Below are 5,047 nucleotides of genomic sequence, written 5' to 3' on the forward strand. Positions count from 1 at the left end.
CGATTTTCTGGAGGCTCAGTTCACCGAATGGGAAAGGGCGGAAAACAATAATTCCCAGTTTGCTCAGGAGGCCCGGGCCATGAAGGAGGAGTACAGGAATCTTCACAGCGACTGGAATTCCAGCTGTCAAAGGGACTTTAACTGGTGGTTCCGCGGTCAGGAGCGGGAGGCGAACGCCAGGCTGGGCTGGGGTACCAGAATCAATAACTATCTGGGAGAGAGCTTTTCCAGTCTCTGGGACAAGGGCTGTCCCCGGGAGGTAGAGGGCTTCAAGGCTTATTACCGCACCAAAAAGGAAATAGAAAGGGAACTTCTCAAGTGGAATCAGGGCGGCCGCAAGTGTTCTCAGCAGAATCTTAAGAAGGATGCCAGGGATATGCTTTGCAAGCTTATGAAAAGCAAAGTGGACTATCTTAAAAGGGCGGCCGATTATGCCTGCGAATGCGGCTGGGATGCCCTCTATTATGATAATGAGATCATTGTGGGAGAGGAGCTTAAGCAGTACCGCCGGGAGGCTGAAATCGTCAATGTCATGACGGCAGTGGATAATGACGGGGTTCTGGGGTGTCTCTGCAATTACGGCCGGGTGAGCCACGGCGGAGCCAGCAGCTCTGTGGCCATCTCGTTTAATCCGGGGGCCACGGGCATGGCTCCGGCGGGAGTCTGCGGCAGGAATCAGCGGGGTGCCTGCTTTGCCAGCGGGTGGAGCTGCTGGCACTTTACCATGCCCACTGATGAAGAGGGGCTTCAGGAGTGCGGGTATTACGAGGCCCTCAAAAACGCCCGGGATCAGAATGCCGTAAAGCAGGCCCGGGATGAGGTAAAAGAGTGCAATGCCAATTATGAGGGTATCCTCCGGGAAGCCGGTGAGAAGGAGAAAAAGCGGCAGATGGAGAAGCGGGCCCGGAACAGCTCTATCTGAGCCTTATGAATGTTTCTGACTGTTTGATGAAGTACGGAATATGGTGTCTGTAACAGGTGTGATTCAAGAAGTCCGGAAATATCATTTTTGCCATGGCAAATGGCAAAACTAAAGGCTTTACTGCCGGATAAGTGAAACACGGCTCAGGAGAAATAGTTAAGGAGTTGCAGGGTATGTGTAATGCAATGTTAGATGAAAACGAAATGGACAGACTCCCTTTTGGCAGGACAGCCTTTTCATCTATCAGAAGAGATGGAAATATTTACGCGGACAAAACGGAAATGGTAAGACGTCTGGCGAGAAATAAAGGAGCTCCGGTATTTCTGACAAGACCGCGCCGCTTCGGAAAATCTCTCCTGACTTCAACATTTGAGTCATTGTTTTCCAGCGGCCTTGCAGACTTCGAAGGTCTTGACATCGACACCGGTAAAAACAAATGGGCCGATACCACCTATAAGGTGGTGCGCTTTGATCTCTCGGTAGTGGCAAATTCTTCCCCGGCAGATCTCAGAATATATCTTAACGATACGGTGATATGCGGGATTTACGGCAATAACCATTATCTTATGACTTCCGGTAAAAACGAGACCAGAGAGCCGGGAGTTATTTTAGCGAACATCAGGGATGATAAGGATATCGCTGACAAAAGCATTGTGTTTCTTATTGATGAATACGATTCCCCGGTAACTCATCATTTAAACAGGGGGCAGGTTCTTAATGAGGTTTCGGATATTCTGGATTCCTTTTTTGCCGGAATCAAATCAGCAGAGCGGATTTTCCGGTTTGTTTTTGTTACCGGCATTACCAGAATAGCCCGCGCAAGCCTGTTTTCATTGTTTAACAATATTCGTGACATTTCCGCGGATGATGACTATGCCACACTGCTGGGAATAACCGAAGACGAGCTTCATAAGTACTTTGATCCCTACGTGCGGAATGCGGCGGCGGTTCTCGACATGAGCGTTTCCGATGTCTACGCCAAGATGAAGAGTGTCTACAATGGCTTTCAGTTTTCCATAGGGAATGAAGAGACTGTCTATAATCCCTGGTCTGTTATTTCCTTTCTGAAGAACCCCAAAAACGGCTTCAGGAATTATTGGTACTCCACCAGCGGCGGCACGCCAACTGTGCTCGTGAGATATCTTGAAAATGCCGACAGTCTGGAGATTTTCAATAAGCTCAGCAATTCTGTTAAGGAGGAGGAGAACCGGGATAATATAGTTACCTTTAATGAAATCACGGCAAAATCAGAGTCCTGGCAGATTCCCATGAAGATGCTGCTTCTTCAGACCGGATACTTCACCCTGAGAAACGTGTCCTTCCCTTACGGCAAAATCGTTGTGCCAAACGAAGAGGTTGCCGAATCCCTGATTCGCCTGTCTCTGGATGTCCACAATCTGAAATCTGATCCTTTTACGGATATTGAACTTCTGAATCTGGAAAAGCTTACGGACAGCAAAGACATCCCCGCTGTCTTCCGGCTTTTCAACGCCATCCTGTGTGAAAACGTGAGCTCAAATTCCCCGGCATTTAACAATGAAAACTCCATCCGCGACATCATCTATGCCAGAATTCCGGAAAAGGGCATTCTGAAATCCAAGGAGATGAACAACTGTCATGGCTATTCGGATCTGGAAATCAAAACAAAAGCCACAAAGCTGGTCATCGAGTTTAAAAGAATGCGGGACGGGGTTTCGCAGAAGGCCGCCATGAAGGAGGCTCTCCATCAGCTTACCACGCATGAATACGGCGCGACCCCGGCAGAGATAAAAATCATCAGAGTCGGCATGGTGATATCCCCGGAAGAACGCTGTATCAAGGCATATGAAATTCTGGAGGAAAACCCTGACAAATCAGAGCAGGCCCGGGACAGCTCGGTCTGATGCGAGAGAGTTTGCTTACAGCTTTTCGTAAAACCTGACCGCATCCCCGGGAAAGGCGCCGGGGATTATGACTGACCGCCAATGAGCCCCGGGGTAACGGCTTCCCGGGATCATCATCCCGGCGCCTGTCCCGTTTTTTCCTGCACTCCGGATCTTCCTTTTTTCCTTCCTTTTCTGCCATTTCTTCCTTTTCCAAATCAGCCCTTTTCCAAATGAATCCTTTGTTTGAGACGGCTGATGTGGCATAATCGCTGCGCAGCAAAAATGACGGGATTAAGGCTTTTGCCTCCATCTATGCATCCGTGCATTAATGCATCCTAATCATGCAAAAGCCCGGCGGATTTTTTCCGGCATCCCGGCATTCTGCCTGACTTTTCAGCCCTCCTGAAAACATTGAATAAAAACAGTGATTATTGTTAAAGCGCCCGCGGAGATAATTAACATGATATTTTCAGCTTCCCGTTTTTCATCAAACATCATTAAAGCATCAGCTCTGGCCGCAGCTTGCCTGCTGCTTCCGGCCGCTGCCATGGCAGACGGCTCGGAAATTAAAACCGGCCGTTATGCCATGGGCCCCGGAGCCAATCTAGACAGCTTTACCTGCGCCAGCACCGCCGAAGATGACTGCAAGGCTCTTTTTGACATGAAGGACAAGCTCACCAGGGAAGAGCAGGAGCACCTGGGAGAATCCGGCGAAAGAGCATATCTGGGTGATTTTGTGGTTGCAAAGGAACCCGGCAACGGAGATCTTTATTCCGTGAAGGGCGGCATATTTATCGGCCGCGTCGGCGCCTACACCTTCAGCTCCCGGGATGGGGACAAGGCGTTATGCCAGCATAAGGAACCCAATAAGCTTGTTTGCAGCGTCTATGACGAAGACAAGGAGGCGGAAACCGTGAACGAAAGCACCGCAACCCTCACCTTCGCCGAAAAGAACAAGGTCGAGCTTAATGTTGCAGCATCCGGCGATCCTGAGAAGGCCGATGTGAGCTTTGAAGAGCTCCTGCGCTTTGTCGACGGGCAAACCTTCACCTTTGAAACCGAAGAGGAATATGCTCACGACATGTTCATCAGCGCCAAACTCGGTTATCTTATGAACGATGCCAACCTCAACAAAAAGTGGAAATCACTGGACAAAAAGGTCAGGGACAAGATCCTTCCGGAACAGAGAAAATGGATTAAGGATAAGGACGAGAACTGCGGCGCCGTCACCATGAAGGGTTCTGAAAAGGAACTGACCGAAATGTATAACTGTCAGAAGGAAATGACCGCAGACAGACTTTATTATGATCTCATGAATCTTTAAGCGCGGAGACGGAGATGCCGGCAGCGCCGGCCTTTCCGGGGATCCGGAAGCGGAATGGCATTACCCCTCCGGTCTTTCGCCTCCTGAAAGTCTGATTCACCATAAGCCAGGCAGAAAGTCCCGGTTTTTGTTTTCCAAGGCGAGGGCGGGGGCGAAGGGCGGTTTTTCGGAACCAGCAAAAAAGTCTGTTAAGACCCCGGCATGCTCCCGGCAGGGAGCATGCCGGAATACCATCCATTATTGTCTCTGTCTCTCGCCTTTGAAAAACCAGCCCCTGAAATACCATCCCTCTGAAAAGCCCTTCCCCCAAAGTACCAGCCCTCGCAACCGGCTCTGCCGTTTTCCTAAGGCTAAGGCATCCTTCCTGAAAGATTTTCCCTGAAAGAGTTCTCTCCGGGGTTCCGGCCCCGGACTTTGGACAAAACGCTCGAAGCGCTCGTAAGACCGCTCCCGATCTCAGTGAGACAGATCCTTAAGCTTGTCGCAGCCCTCCTGTTCCCCGAGAGAGCAGGCCTGGTTCAGATATTTCACTGCCTTCCGGGGATCCTTGGGCGCTCCGACTCCCTCCAGATAATTAAGGCCCAGATTGCTGCAGCCGGTGCCGTTTCCCATGAGGCAGGCTTTTTCATAAAAGGAGTTGGCTTTGGCCGGGTTTTTACTGACCCCCCGGCCGTTAAAATAGGAGTAGCCCAGGCTCACGCAGCCATAGCTGTAATCCAGAAGGCAGCTTTTCTCAAAAAATCTGGTGGCCTCGCTGTTGCTCTGCATGGTGCCCGAGCCGTCCCGGAGCGCCAGTCCCACATTGCTGCAGGCCCGGCCGCTGTCAAAGTCGCAGGCTCTCCGGTACAGCACTACCGCCTTCCGGAGATCCTTTTCAAAACCCTTGCCTTCCTCATGGAGCATGCCGAGCCGGAGACAGCCCAGGCCGTTTTCTTT

The 5,047-nt window shown here is 50.7% G+C and carries 4 protein-coding genes; 3 read left to right on the plus strand and 1 reads right to left on the minus strand.

Annotated features, from left to right (window positions below):
* The 3 genes from ACJROR_RS00395 to ACJROR_RS00405 form a co-directional block, all read left to right on the plus strand.
* Positions 1 to 922: hypothetical protein (locus ACJROR_RS00395; protein ID WP_406545368.1), on the plus strand; the 922-nt coding region annotated here is incomplete at its 5' end.
* A gap of 173 nt (positions 923 to 1,095) precedes the next feature.
* Positions 1,096 to 2,805 (plus strand): AAA family ATPase, encoded by a 1,710-nt coding sequence (locus ACJROR_RS00400; protein ID WP_406545369.1) that lies wholly within the window; start codon positions 1,096 to 1,098, stop codon positions 2,803 to 2,805.
* Between the two features lie 442 nt (positions 2,806 to 3,247).
* The gene (locus tag ACJROR_RS00405) at positions 3,248 to 4,111 is read left to right on the plus strand and encodes a lysozyme inhibitor LprI family protein (RefSeq protein ID WP_406545370.1); all 864 of its coding nucleotides are present in this window, start codon (positions 3,248 to 3,250) and stop codon (positions 4,109 to 4,111) included.
* A gap of 456 nt (positions 4,112 to 4,567) precedes the next feature.
* Here the strand turns inward: ACJROR_RS00405 and ACJROR_RS00410 are convergent.
* On the minus strand, positions 4,568 to 5,047 hold a 480-nt coding region (locus ACJROR_RS00410; RefSeq protein WP_406545371.1), incomplete at its 5' end, for a tetratricopeptide repeat protein.

The sequence above is a fragment of the Succinimonas sp. genome, assembly GCF_045225735.1.
Classification (GTDB): domain Bacteria; phylum Pseudomonadota; class Gammaproteobacteria; order Enterobacterales; family Succinivibrionaceae; genus Succinimonas.

Bases quoted from the DNA above. Each gene is read 5' to 3' on its own strand.
- ACJROR_RS00400 (WP_406545369.1), top strand. From the start codon at position 1,096: ATGTGTAATGCAATGTTAGATGAAAACGAAATGGACAGACTCCCTTTT.
- ACJROR_RS00405 (WP_406545370.1), top strand. From the start codon at position 3,248: ATGATATTTTCAGCTTCCCGTTTTTCATCAAACATCATTAAAGCATCA.